This window comes from Mesorhizobium sp. RSR380A (genome assembly GCF_054719385.1).
The window spans coordinates 5,048,697-5,061,117 of record NZ_JBTTIB010000001.1 but is presented as its reverse complement, the minus strand read 5'-3'; the positions used below and the strand labels follow the sequence as shown (position 1 = coordinate 5,061,117).

At 62.5% G+C, this 12,421-nt stretch carries 12 protein-coding genes; 4 read left to right on the top strand and 8 right to left on the bottom strand.

Features of this window, described 5'->3' with window-relative positions; genetic code table 11:
- Positions 1-22: 22 nt before the first annotated feature.
- Entirely contained in the window at positions 23-445 is a 423-nt protein-coding gene (locus ACYG9Z_RS24475; RefSeq protein ID WP_023753127.1) for a DoxX family protein, read from the top strand.
- Between the two features lie 138 nt (positions 446-583).
- A complete protein-coding gene (locus ACYG9Z_RS24470; protein WP_031244280.1) occupies positions 584-991 on the top strand; it encodes a DoxX family protein in 408 nt (135 codons plus the stop codon).
- A gap of 258 nt (positions 992-1,249) precedes the next feature.
- On the opposite strand, the gene ppx is transcribed toward ACYG9Z_RS24470, so the two are convergent.
- Together ppx and ACYG9Z_RS24460 are read right to left on the bottom strand one after the other, a co-directional pair.
- Positions 1,250-2,782, bottom strand: a complete 1,533-nt coding sequence (gene ppx / locus ACYG9Z_RS24465) for an exopolyphosphatase (RefSeq protein ID WP_023753129.1) — start codon at positions 2,780-2,782, stop codon at positions 1,250-1,252.
- Positions 2,782-4,974: an RNA degradosome polyphosphate kinase gene (locus ACYG9Z_RS24460; RefSeq protein WP_023753130.1), complete on the bottom strand. Its 2,193-nt coding sequence runs from the start codon at positions 4,972-4,974 to the stop codon at positions 2,782-2,784. The genes ppx and ACYG9Z_RS24460 overlap by 1 nt, the downstream gene beginning before the upstream one ends.
- A gap of 233 nt (positions 4,975-5,207) precedes the next feature.
- Between ACYG9Z_RS24460 and ACYG9Z_RS24455 the strand changes: the two genes are divergently transcribed.
- Together ACYG9Z_RS24455 and ACYG9Z_RS24450 are read left to right on the top strand one after the other, a co-directional pair.
- On the top strand, positions 5,208-5,453 hold the full coding sequence (locus ACYG9Z_RS24455; RefSeq protein WP_023705697.1) for a zinc-finger domain-containing protein: 246 nt from the start codon (positions 5,208-5,210) through the stop codon (positions 5,451-5,453).
- Positions 5,454-5,472: 19 nt separating this feature from the next.
- Entirely contained in the window at positions 5,473-6,711 is a 1,239-nt protein-coding gene (locus tag ACYG9Z_RS24450; protein ID WP_023753131.1) for an FAD-dependent monooxygenase, read from the top strand.
- Positions 6,712-6,934: 223 nt separating this feature from the next.
- Here the strand turns inward: ACYG9Z_RS24450 and ACYG9Z_RS24445 are convergent, their stop codons facing one another.
- From ACYG9Z_RS24445 to ACYG9Z_RS24420, 6 genes are all read right to left on the bottom strand, one after another.
- Entirely contained in the window at positions 6,935-7,600 is a 666-nt protein-coding gene (locus ACYG9Z_RS24445) for a TIGR02117 family protein (RefSeq protein WP_031244281.1), read from the bottom strand.
- 105 nt (positions 7,601-7,705) lie between these two features.
- Positions 7,706-8,509: an amino acid ABC transporter ATP-binding protein gene (locus tag ACYG9Z_RS24440; RefSeq protein WP_023671483.1), complete on the bottom strand. Its 804-nt coding sequence runs from the start codon at positions 8,507-8,509 to the stop codon at positions 7,706-7,708.
- 22 nt (positions 8,510-8,531) lie between these two features.
- Complete coding sequence (locus ACYG9Z_RS24435; protein ID WP_023684325.1) at positions 8,532-9,689, bottom strand: amino acid ABC transporter permease; 1,158 nt, start codon at positions 9,687-9,689, stop codon at positions 8,532-8,534.
- 4 nt (positions 9,690-9,693) lie between these two features.
- The gene (locus ACYG9Z_RS24430; protein ID WP_023684326.1) at positions 9,694-10,881 is read right to left on the bottom strand and encodes an amino acid ABC transporter permease; all 1,188 of its coding nucleotides are present in this window, start codon (positions 10,879-10,881) and stop codon (positions 9,694-9,696) included.
- A 62-nt stretch (positions 10,882-10,943) separates the two neighbouring features.
- Positions 10,944-11,972, bottom strand: a complete 1,029-nt coding sequence (locus ACYG9Z_RS24425) for an amino acid ABC transporter substrate-binding protein (protein WP_023684327.1) — start codon at positions 11,970-11,972, stop codon at positions 10,944-10,946.
- Between the two features lie 89 nt (positions 11,973-12,061).
- Positions 12,062-12,253: a hypothetical protein gene (locus tag ACYG9Z_RS24420; RefSeq protein WP_023753133.1), complete on the bottom strand. Its 192-nt coding sequence runs from the start codon at positions 12,251-12,253 to the stop codon at positions 12,062-12,064.
- Positions 12,254-12,421: the final 168 nt, after the last annotated feature.

The window sequence follows — 12,421 nt, the reverse complement described above, 5'->3', positions numbered from 1 at the left end:
CAACCCTTTTCGGAGAGCCACCATGTCCATCAACACTTCCGCTGCCGGCGCCGGCATCGCGTCCAACAGCTCCACCACCATCCTGCTCGGCCGCATCCTGCTCGCCGCCATCTTCCTGCTTTCCGGCTTCGGCAAGCTCACCGCCATTTCCGGCACCGCCGGCTATTTCGGCGCCATGGGCCTGCCGGTGCCGACCATAACGGCCATTGTCGTCGGCCTGATCGAATTGCTCGGCGGCCTTGCCGTGCTCGTTGGCTTTCAGACCCGCATCGCCGCCTGGGTGCTCGCGGTTTTCACCATCGCCTCGGCCTTTGTCGCCCATACCGCCTGGGCCGACCAGAACCAGATGATCCATTTCCTGAAGAACGTCGCCATCACCGGCGGTTTCCTGCTGCTGGCTTCCTCGGGCCCTGGCGCCTACTCGATCGACGCCAAGCGCGGCTGAGCTTTCCCTCCCCAAGCCTGAAAAAAGCGGCGTGGAATTTTCCACGCCGCTTTTTCGTTGTCTGCCCAAGCGCACGCTCGTCCCATCCCTGCTAGGGTCGGTCTCGAAACAGCCGGCGGACAGACAACGGAGATGACCATGCCCCGCGATGCATTGCTTCTGATTTCCCGGCTGCTGCTCGCCGCCCTGCTCGTTCCCTCCGGCTACCACGCGCTCGCCGACATTGCCGGGACGACCGGCTATTTCGCCGGCCTCGGCATGCCATTGCCGACGCTTGCTGCCTGGGGCACCGGGCTGTTCGAGTTGATTGCCGGTCTCTTGGTACTGGTCGGCTTTCAGACGCCGGTCGTTGCGATACTTCTTGCCGCTTTCTGCGTCGTTGCAGGCTCCATCGGCCACTACGGCCAGGGCGGCGATGACCCGATGCTCACCTTCCTGCACCAGCAGATGCTGATGAAGGATATTGCTATCGCCGGTGGATTCCTGGCGCTAGCCATGGCCGGCGCCGGGGCCTGGTCGATCGACGGGCGCCGCGCCGCGGTCTGATATCGTCAAATATCGTCCCAGGTTGATTCCTCGCCGAGGCAGGTCGACCCCCACTCCGTCTCGGCTTCGCCGAGCCACCTCTCCCCGATCGACGGGGTATAGGAAGGGCGCGAGCCTATTGCCGCCAACGCTTTCCAACGAGGCTCCCTTCCTTTCCCTCCGGAGGGGGAAGGTGGCGGTGCGAAGCAGCGACGGATTGAGGAAGCCGGTCCTCGAACGCGAGGCCGACGACGACATGGTTTTGCTGTCAGGCCGCGCCTACTTCACCGACACGCTCTGCCCACCCTCGACCGCCAGCACCAGCCGGCGGTTGGTGATCCGCGCCAGTTGCGCCAGCCGTCCGGCCGGGCGTTCGCCGTAAAGATCGGAAAGTGAGGCCGGCAGCACCAGCGCCAACGTGCCATTGCCGCGGTTTTCCCATTTCAGCCGCGGCATGACGCCGGGCATGGCCGCAGTCAGCAGATAGACGACGCGCAGCACCGCCGCCAGGATGCGGGCGCGCTCGAGATAGCGCGGCGTCGCCAGGCCGCGGATTTCCGGCGCCGCATCGTTGAACACGCCTTCGTGGCGGAACAGGCCGACCAGCGCCAGGAAGGCACGGCCGGGGTGATCGACGCCAATGAAGGAGGCGTGGGCAATGATGTTGAGCGACTGCTTGCCGCGATATTCCGGGTGTGCGCGCCAGCCTATATCGGCCAGCAGACAGGCAGCGTGGCGATAGCGCGCCTCATCCTCCGTCTCGTCGATGCCGAAGGCGGCAAAGGTCTTGTCCGTCCATTCGACAAGCTCATGCGCATGGGTGACCGAGCGCGACCGCAGCCGCGCCAGTTCCTCCGAAGCGGAGACCAGCGGATCGGCCTTCTGCTCGGCAGGGTCGAGCAGCGAATAGAGAAACCCTTCGCGCACTCCCAATGCCGAGACGATGATCTTCGACGGCTGCATCGCCGCCATGATCTCCTGCAGCACGACCGCGCCATAGGGCAGCAGTGAGCGGCGGTTCTTCGACACGCCTTCGATGCCCTTGACCTTCTCGATCTCGCCTTTCGCCACCTGCTTCAGGAAATTGGCGGCGCTTTCGACACCGATCTCATAGTGGTGCATGACGCCAAGCGGGTAGTTGGTCATTTCCATGTGCAGCCGGGCAAGGTTTCGCCAGGTGCCGCCAACGGCGTAAAAGGGCCGTCCCAGCCCGCCCTTCAACAATTTGGCGCGCGCCAGTTCGTCGCGGGTGATCTTTGCCGCCTGGGCGAGCGAATTCCTGGCCATGTCCTGCAGCCGCAGGCCACCCAGCGGCAGCGTGATGCCGTCGCCGATCGCCTCGCCATTGATGTCGATAAGCTCCAGGCTGCCGCCGCCAAGATCACCGGCAATGCCATTGGCGGGGTGGAAGCCCGAAATGACGCCAAGCGCCGAATAATGCGCCTCCTGCCGGCCAGTGAGCACGCGGATCTCGGTCTTGAGCACATCCTGGGCCCGGTGGATGAAATCGGGGCCGTTGATCGCTTCGCGGGCCGCGGCCGTTGCCAGCACAAACATGTGCTCCGCACCCGCCTGGTCGGAGAGCGCGCGGAAACGGCGGAACTCCTCCATCGAGCGCGTCACCGCCTCGGGGTCGAGCCTGCCGGTCGAAACGATGCCGCGGCCGAGGCCGGCCAGCATCTTTTCGTTGAACAGCAAGGTCGGCGAGCGCGCCAATCCTTCATAGACGACAAGGCGGATCGAGTTCGAGCCGATGTCGATGATGGACAGCGGCCGGCGATCCTGCAGCCGGCCTTGGGACGTTGAAATCATCAGCCGCTGTTCTTCTTGCGACGCTTGAACTGCGCGATGCGCTTGGGCGCATGCGACTTCAGCGCGTCACCCCGTCCCGACAGGCTCGGATTGGTCATGAAATATTCCTGCGCGTTGAACGGTTCCTCACCCTCCTCCAGCACGACGCGCCGGGAGGTTCCGTCAGCCAATACGTCGAAACTTTGCTGGTTGTCCATGATGTTGCCCAGCATGATCTGGCCAAGGATCTGTTCATGCACCGTCGGATTGGTGATCGGCACCATGGTCTCGACGCGGCGGTCGAGATTGCGTGGCATCAAGTCGGCCGAGGCGATGTAGACGATCGCCTCGTCCGACGGCAGGCCATGGCCGTTGCCGAAGCAGTAGATGCGGCTGTGTTCGAGGAAGCGGCCGACGATCGACTTGACCCTGATGTTTTCCGACAGGCCAGGCACCTGCGGCCGCAGGCAGCAGATGCCGCGCACGACGAGATCGATCTCGACGCCGGCACGGCTGGCGTCATAGAGCGCGTCGATGATGTTGGGATCGACGAGCGCGTTCATCTTCATCCAGATGCGCGCCGGACGGCCAGCCAGCGCGTAGGCGACCTCGTCGGCAATGTGCTTGAGGATACGGCTGCGCAGCGTAAACGGCGAGATGGCGATCCGCATCTCATCGGTCGGCTCGGCATAGCCGGTGATGAAGTTGAACAGCTGGGCGACATCGCGCGCGATCGTCGGATCGGTGGTGAAGAAGGACAGGTCGGTGTAGATGCGCGCGGTCACCGGATGGTAGTTGCCGGTGCCGAGATGCACATAGTTGCGCAGCTTGCCGTCCTCACGCCGCACTACTAGCGACATTTTCGCATGGGTTTTGAGTTCGAGGAAGCCGAACACGACCTGGACGCCGGCGCGTTCGAGGTCGCGCGCCCAGCGAATGTTGGCTTCCTCGTCGAAGCGCGCCTTGAGCTCGACCAGGGCGGTTACCGACTTGCCGGCCTCGGCCGCGTCGACCAAGGCGCGCACGATCGGGCTGTCGTTGGAGGTGCGGTAGAGCGTCTGCTTGATCGCCACCACCTCGGGGTCGGCCATCGCCTGGCGCAGGAATTGGACCACCACGTCGAAGGATTCATAGGGGTGGTGAACGACGATGTCCTTCTCGCGGATGGCCGCGAAACAGTCGCCGCCATGCTCGCGGATGCGCTCGGGAAAGCGTGGATTGTAGGGGGTGAACTTCAGGTCGTCGCGTGGCACGGCGACGATCTCGGAAATCTGGCTGAGCGCCAGCGGGCCGGTCAGAACGCTGATGCGGCTCGAAGAGACGCCAAGCTCGCCGGCGACGAACTCGCGCAATTCGCCGGGCATCGACTTGTCGAATTCGATGCGGATGACCGAACCGCGGCGGCGCCGCTTCAGCGCCGTCTCGAACAGGCGCACGAGATCTTCCGACTCTTCCTCGACCTCGATATCGCTGTCCCGGATGATGCGGAAGGTGCCGGAACCCTTGACCTCATAGCCGGGGAACAGCTTGCCGATATAGAGGCCGACAGCCTCCTCCAACGGAATGAAGCGAACGTGCTGCTTGCGGTCGGGCAGACGGATGAAGCGCTTCAGCGCCACCGGCAGGCGTAGAAGCGCGCTCATCTCCTCGCCATTCTTGCGATGGCGCAATTGCAGCGCCATCGAGAAGCCGAGATTGGGAATGAACGGAAACGGATGCGCCGGGTCAATCGACAGTGGAGTCAGCACCGGGAAAACCTGGTCCTGGAAATGGTCTTCCAGCCAGACTTTTTCATCCTTGGTCAGTGCATCGCGGGTGATGCTCTCAATGCCTTCCTTGTTGAGCAGCAACATCAGCGCCGAAAGGCTGTTCTGCTGGTCCTCCTGCAGCCGCTCGACCTCGCGCAGCAATTGTTCCAGCTGCTGCTCCGGCGTGCGGCCGTCGGGGCTCTTGAGCGCAATGCCTTCGCGCACCTGGCCCGCAAGGCCGGCGACGCGGACCATGAAGAATTCATCGAGATTGGCGGCCGAAATCGACAGGAAACGGACGCGTTCGAGCAGCGGATGGTGCTCGTTCTGTGATTCCTCGAGCACACGCCGGTTGAACTGCAGCCAGGAGAACTCACGGTTGACGAACCGATCGGGGTTGCCGCCCTCGGGGCTCGCCACTTCGACATTGATGAATTCGCTCTGCACCGGCTTCAGTTCGTTCATGGTTCCTGCTCTTCCCCGCCAACCGTCCCTTGGAGCGCCGCTGGACGTGCCATGCCTCTAACACGCTTTTGTGACGCATGGCCCTTCGGCGAAAACCATTCCGATTTCAGGGACGTGCACTTAACCGGCTCACCGTATCCTCTGACAGGCTTTTGCGACAGTTTCATTTCATCGATCTTGCAAACAGGCCTGTTATGTTCCAGATGCTTTTCGACGAGATCAAGGAGACGACGATGGCAGGCGGTTCCATTCCCCATTTCCAGAACGATGCGGGCCATCCGGCAATCGACATCGGCGTCAAGGAATTCATGTGCACCGGCGCCAACCCGCCCTTCGACCACCCACATGTGTTCCTCGACATGGGCGACGACAATGAAAAGGTCTGTCCCTACTGCTCGACGCTCTACCGCTATTCGGCGAAGCTGAGGGCGACGGAAACGCTGCCGGCTGGTTGCCTTTATATCGACCAGGCCGCCTGATCCTTCCGCGACAAGCCCGATGGAAGACATCAGGTCCCGGCAGGTCATAATCGCCGGGGCCGGCATCGCCGGGCTGACCGCTGCCCTTGCCTTCGCCGGACGGGGTTATCCGGTAAAGCTTATCGAACAGGCACAGCACCTCGAAGCGGCCGGCGCCGGCATCCAGCTTTCGCCCAACGCAACACGCATTCTTGGAAAACTCGGCGTGCTCGACCGACTGCTGCCCGCAGCGTTGCGGCCGGAAGCGGTCGTGCTCAAGGACGCCGGGACGCTGCGCGAACTGGCGCGGGTACCGCTCGGGCACGCCGCCGAAGCGCGCTGGCAGTCGCCTTATCTCGTTGCTCACCGCGCAGATCTGCAGGCAGCGCTGTTGGCGCAAATGGCTGAACGGCCGGAGATTGAGCTCATCACTGGCGCCCGCGTGACCGGCATCGTCAAAGACGCGCAATATGTCGCCGTGACCGCCGAAGTGGACGGCCGCGAGATCGAGGCACGCGGCAAACTGCTGGTCGGCGCCGACGGCGTCTGGTCGGCGGTCCGGGCGCAACTCGCAGGCGAGGACTTCGTCAAAAGCCGTTTTTCGGGCGAACTCGCCTGGCGAGTCACGATCGCGGCCGAGAGCGCCGCCTGCGAAGCCTTTGCCGCGATCGGCGCCGCCGACTGCGTCACCACGTTCCTGCATCCAGGCTTCCACATGGTCGCCTATCCCGTCAGCAAAGGCCGGGCCTTCAATCTCGCCGCCTTCACCAAGGGTGAGCGCATGGCCGAAGGTTGGTCGGGTCATGCCGATCCCGCGATCCTCACGGCTGCCCTGCGCGGCACCGCGCCGGGCCTGACGAAGCTTCTGGCACTGGCCGGCCCATGGACGGCCTTTCCGATCCACACCGTCGAACAACAGCGGTGGACGAGCCCGCAGGGCATCGCGCTGATCGGCGACGCCGCGCACGCGATGACGCCGTTTGCCGCACAGGGCGCCGCGATGGCGATCGAAGATGCCATCACGCTTGCCGACGCTATCGCCGATTTCCCTGGCGATCTGCCCAGAAGTTTTCGAATCTGGGAAAATCTTCGGCGGCCGCGTGTCGCCAAGGCCGCGCGTCGTGGGGCCGTAAACCGCCTCGCCTGGCATGCTGCCGGCCCGGTGGCGATCGCCCGCAATCTGTTCCTGGCCATGCGCTCGCCCGACAAGCTCGCCGCCGACCTCGACTGGCTCTATGGATGGCGAGCGGACACTCGGCAGTCTAGATCGTCGACGTAGCGATCCTTCCCACCCCCCTCTGTCCTGCCGGACATCTCCCCCGCAAGGGGGGAGATTGGATGTCGCCGCCGCCTTCGCCAAAATCGCCGGCGTTGCAGCAGGAGCGCCGCGGGCAAAACGGCTGATCTCCCCCCTTGCGGGGGAGATGGCCGGCAGGCCAGAGGGGGGTGCTGTCCCGCTGGCTTCAAAAGATCCAACACTGTCGCGGTGCGATGAAGGACTGCTAGTTATAAAACCGCATCGACAAGCCCAGCGAGGCCGGCAGCGGGTTCCACCAGCCGGTGCGCAGGCCGGCGGTGCGCAGGCCGGCGGCTGTCCAGGTGTTGCAGCCGACAAGCGCGTTGAAATGGCCGTTCGCCTCGAAGAAGCGGTCGAAGCTGGAATGGGCGGCGTTCTCGATGACCACCGGACCGTGCGGCCCTTGCTGGAAACTCGCGTCGATATAGTCGAGCAGCGCTGCAAAACGTTCCTCATCGATGTCGAAACCGGTGGCAGCAGGGTGCGGCTCGGCGATGGCCCCGGCGATATCGACGTGCATGACCGAGGCGTCCAGTGTCAGCGCCTTGAGGACGGGCACTGTCTTCAGCTGCGACCAGCTCGGCGTCTCCAGATAGAAGGCCCGGCCGCCCCAGCCAAAGACGATGTAGCGCACTTCCGGGGCGTCGACAGGGATGCCGGCAGCGACCAGGAAATGGAAGCGCCGGCGCACCTCGTCATCGACGGGAATGGCGATGTCGGTGTGGATCGGATTCTCCAGCACCAGAATATGGCGCGTGCCCTCACCCGCCGCTGACGCCGGCCACAGCGGACGCGGCACCAGCGTGCCGAGCGTGGCAGCGAGCGCGACCACGATAATCAGCATGGCCAGGAAACGCAGGGCTTTTCTCATGCGGCGGCGGCTTTGCGTTTCAATGGAGAAGATCAACCCCGACCCCAGATAGCAAAAGAGCCCGGCCGCATTACGGCCGGGCTCTTTTGGTTCGCATGAAAATGCTCAGTGCAGGATCTGCGACAGAAACAGCTTCGTGCGCTCGTGGCGCGGATGGTCGAAGAACTCGGCCGGCGTGTTCTGTTCGACGATCTGGCCCTGATCCATGAAGATCACCCGGTTGGCGACCTTGCGGGCAAAGCCCATTTCGTGAGTGACGCACAGCATGGTCATGCCTTCCTCGGCCAGGCCCACCATCGTCTCCAGCACTTCCTTGATCATTTCGGGATCGAGCGCCGAGGTCGGCTCATCGAACAGCATGATGCGCGGGTTCATGCACAGCGAACGCGCGATCGCTACGCGCTGCTGCTGGCCGCCCGACAGTTGGCCCGGATATTTGTTGGCCTGTTCGGGGATCTTGACGCGCTTGAGGAAGTGCATGGCGATTTCCTCGGCCTGCTTCTTCGGCGTCTTGCGCACCCAGATCGGCGCCAGCGTGCAGTTCTCCAGGATGGTCAGATGCGGGAACAGGTTGAAGTGCTGGAACACCATGCCGACCTCGCGGCGCACCTCGTCGATCTTCTTGAGATCGTTGGTGAGTTCCTTGCCGTCGACGATGATCTTGCCCTTCTGGTGCTCTTCCAGCCGGTTGATGCAGCGGATCATGGTCGACTTGCCCGAGCCCGAAGGACCGCAGATGACGATGCGCTCGCCGCGCATCACCTTGAGGTTGATGTCCTTCAGCACATGGAACTCGCCATACCATTTGTGCATGCCGATGATGTCGATTGCGACATCGGTGGTCGAGATGTGCATCTTCTTGGCATCGACCTTGATCTCTTCGGCGCTGACGGCGTTTTCTATGACCATGGCAGGTTCCCCTTTTTTGTTTTTAACGTTTGTGGCCGGTGTCGAGCCGGCGTTCCGTATACATCGAATAGCGCGACATGCCGAAGCAGAACAGCCAGAAGACGAAGGCAGCGAAAATCAGGCCGGACTTGGTGGTCTGCGGCGTCGCCCAGTTGGGATCGGAGAAGTTCTGCTTGACGACACCGAGTAGGTCGAACATCGAGATGATGATAACCAGGCTTGTGTCTTTCAACATGCCGATGAAGGTGTTGACGATGCCGGGTATGACCAGCTTCAGCGCTTGCGGCAGCACGATCAGGTTCATCTTCTGCCAGTAACCGAGACCAAGCGAATCCGCCCCCTCATACTGGCCCTTGGGGATCGCCTGCAGACCGCCGCGCACCACCTCCGCCATGTAGGCGGCGGCAAACAACGAGAAGCCGATCAGCGCCCTGAGGAACTTGTCGAAGGAAACGCCGGGGGGCAGGAACAGCGGCAGCATGACGCTGGCAAAGAACAGAACGGTGATCAGCGGGATGCCGCGAACGAATTCGATGAAGATGACGCACAGCATCTTGACTATCGGCATCTTCGAGCGCCGACCAAGCGCCAGCACGATGCCGAACGGCAGCGACACTGCAATGCCGACAAAGGCCAGGCTGAGCGTCACCAGCAGGCCGCCCCATAGCTGCGTCTCGACATGCGGCAGGCCGAACATGCCGCCGACCAGCAGCACGAAAGCGACGATCGGCAGCACCAGGAAAAGCAGGATCGCGTTCAGCCCCTTGCGCGGCACGCGCGGGATCAGCAGCGGCACCAGCAGCGCCACGAACAGTATGGCGACCAGGATCGGCCGCCAGCGCTCCTCAATAGGATAGCGGCCGAGCATGAATTGGCCGAACTTGGCGTTGACGAACGCCCAGCAAGCGCCGGACCAGCCATCCGGCTGAACGCCGCCTTGCGCCGCCGTGGCGCATACCGAGCGATCGGACCCTACCCACTGGGCGCTGATGAAGGCCCAGTTGATGATTGGCGGCAGGATCATCACCACCAGTGCGATGCCCAGTACGGTCAGGATGGTGTCGCCCACCGAACCGATCAGGTTCTTGCGGACCCAGGCGATAGGCCCCCGCACGCCGGCCGGCGCCTGTTGCGCCAGTGCCATTTCGGTCCGCACCCAAGCGGTATCATGTTCCTGCATGGCCTTACCTCTCCACCAGCGCCATCCTGGCGTTGACCACATTCATGACCGCCGACGTCACCAGGCTGATGACGAGATAGACGACCATCATGATCAGCACGTTTTCGACCGCCTGCCCCGTCTGGTTGAGCACTGTGCCGGCGGTCGCCGTCAGGTCCGGGTAAGCAATAGCGATGGCCAGCGACGAGTTCTTGGTCAGGTTCAAATACTGGCTGGTCAGCGGCGGGATGACGATGCGCATGGCTTGCGGCACGACGACTAGCCGCAGGATCGATCCCGGCCGCAGCCCCAGAGCGCCAGCCGCTTCCGACTGGCCCTTCGAGACGCCGAGAATGCCGGCACGCACGATCTCGGCGATGAAGGAGGCTGTGTAGCAGGACAGCGCCAGATAGAGCGACAGGAATTCCGGCCCGATGTGGAAACCGCCGGCCAGGTTGAAGGTCGATTGCTTCGGAAAATCGAAGGTCAGGGGAAAGCCGCTCAGCGCATAGGCCAGAATCGGCAGGCCGACGATCAGCGCCAGGGACGTCCAGAATACGGGAAACTGCTGACCGGTCGCCATCTGCCGCTGGCGCGCCGTGCGGGCGACGAACCATGCCATGGCGATGCCGACAAGCAAGGCGACAAAGATCAGCCAGGAGCCATCACCCCAGATTGCACGAGGAAGATAGAAGCCGCGCTGGTTGAGAAACGAGCCGAATGGCAGGTTGATGCTTTCACGCACCACGGGCAAGACCGCCAGCACGCCCGAATACCAGAAGAAGATCACCAGCAGCGGCGGGATGTTGCGGAAAATCTCGACATAGACCGTGCAGATCTTGCGGATCAGCCAGTTGTGCGACAAGCGGCCGATGCCGACGATGAAGCCGATGATGGTTGCGGTGATGATGCCGGCAACGGCGACGATGAGGGTGTTGATCAGCCCGACGACAATGGCTTTGCCATAGGTATCGTCCGAGTTGTAGGGGATGGCGCTGACTGAGATATCGAAGCCGGCACGGCTTTTCAGGTAGCCGAACCCGGAAGAAATGTGCAGGCGCTGCAGATTGTCGATGACGTTGTGGACAATCCACCAGACGCTCGCCACCAGCAAGACGACAACCACCGCCTGGAAGACAACTCCACGGACTTTTGGATCGTTGATGAAGGAACCGCGGCTCGGCTCCTCGCGTAGGACTTCCTGCGACGCCATTGCCCATCCCCTGCAAAGAGAAACCGGAAGGCAGACAATCTGCCTTCCGGATCGCATTTCGATCAGCGGATCGGTGGCGCGTATTGCAGGCCGCCCTTGGTCCACAGCGCATTGATGCCGCGCGCGATCTTCAGCGGGCTGCCGGTGCCGACATTGCGCTCGAACATCTCACCGTAATTGCCGACTGCCTTGACGATGTTGACGACCCAGTCATTGCTAACGCCGAGATCGGTGCCGATCTTGGTTTCGGGTTCCTGGCCGAGCACGCGCTTGATCTCCGGGTTGTCCGAGGTCTTCATCTCGTCGACATTGGCCTGGGTGATGCCCAGTTCCTCTGCCTGCAGCAGCGCGAAATAGGTCCACTTGACAATGTGGTACCACTGGTCGTCCCCCTGGCGCACGGCCGGGCCGAGCGGTTCCTTGGAGATGATCTCGGGCAACACGACATGGTCTGCCGGCGCGCTGAGCGTCAGGCGGATGCCGTAGAGACCCGACTGGTCGGTGGTGTAGACATCGCAACGGCCCGCGTCGTAGGCGGCGTTGACCTCTTCAAGCTTTTCGAAGACGACCGGGTTGTACTCCATCTTGTTCGCCTTGAAGTAGTCGGCGAGGTTGAGCTCGGTCGTGGTGCCGCTCTGCACGCAGACTGCCGCACCCGAAAGCTGCAGCGCCGAATTGACGCCCGGCAGCTTCTTGGCGTTGATCATGAAGCCCTGGCCGTCATAATAGGTGACGCCGACGAAGTTCAGGCCAAGTGCCGTATCGCGATTGATGGTCCAGGTGGTGTTGCGCGACAGGATGTCGACTTCGCCCGACTGCAGTGCGGTGAAGCGCTCCTTGGCGCTGAGCGGCGTGAACTTGACCTTGGTGCCGTCGCCGAAGACGGCGGCCGCGACCGCGCGGCAGAAATCCACATCGATGCCTTTCCATTCACCCTTGTCGTCAGGCGCAGCGAAGCCGGCAAGACCTGTGTTGGTACCGCACTGGATGAAGCCTTTCGCCTTGACGTCGTCGAGCGTGCTCGCCGACGCGGCCGAAGCCATCCATCCAAGCGCAGCGGCGCCGAGAATGCCAATTGCAATGTGTTTCATAACCCACAGACCCTTTTCTGTTTTCAGGTAAACCCTGATCCTCAGGCAAATCCTGATCTTTTCCCGCGTGAACCCGGCTCCCATCCGGCTCATTCCCGGAACCCCGCGTCGTAACCGACGCCCGGCCCCTCCCATTCACGAACTGCATCGAAGGCGATTATCTCTGTGAGGTCAAGGGAAATGACCGTTTCACGACAGCTTTGAAAACCAATTGCCGCAAATGCCTGAATTGCAGACAACATCATCAGGAAAGCAGCAAGCCCCGCAAATAAAACCGGCAAAGTCCGTCGACGCTAATCCACATCCACTCATGAAATCCGCGGCTCTGGATCGCCACGCATTCCAGACTATTCATGGGGGAATTGGCCTATGCAAAGGGCACCGTCTGGCGGGCGCCCGCTGTTGCACGGCCAATGCCGCCGCTCTATGGCTAGCGCTTTCACCACAAG